The following is a 591-nucleotide window of genomic DNA, read 5'->3' on the forward strand; positions in this document are numbered from 1 at the left end:
ATATCAATAGGATTTACAAGATGGAATTTAATAATATTTATATTACTTATTTTTTAAGGACAAATTGAATAACACGATGAAATAAAAAGAGTTGAGAGAAAAGAAAGTAATGAAGCAGTCTTTACTTCATTACTTTGACATAAATTACTCAGAAATAGGCTCCACAATGAGGATTATTCCATCGATCGCGACGATTTTTACGCGAGTACCGGCTGGGATATTTTGCTCACATTGTGCTGACCAGGTGGTATCGGCGATGCGAATTCTGTTTAACCCAATTGAAAAATCTTCCTCAAGTATCACGCTGCGGCCAATCAACTGCTTGTACTTTTGGTTGAGATCTCTTGTTTGATCATCTTGTTTGTCTCTTGACCACTGGCGTCGCCACCATAACCAAGTTGTCAGCAAACTGAAAGTCGCGAAAGATAACCATTGAAGTTGCCAGCCGAAAGGGAGCACTGCCAATAACGCTCCCACTAATAACGCCGATAACCCCAACCACAGAAAGTAACCCGCTGTACCAAGTAGCTCAACGGCAAGCAGCACAAAGCCGAATGCAAGCCAGTGCCAAAATGTTATGCCATCAAGCAG

The 591-nt window shown here is 41.1% G+C and carries 1 protein-coding gene; it reads right to left on the reverse strand.

What is annotated here, in order from left to right; translation table 11 throughout:
- Positions 1-144 precede the first annotated feature (144 nt).
- Positions 145-591: NfeD family protein (locus tag R7190_RS29095; RefSeq protein WP_318138096.1), on the reverse strand; the 447-nt coding region annotated here is incomplete at its 5' end.

The sequence above is a fragment of the Vibrio sp. 1078-1 genome (assembly GCF_033340475.1).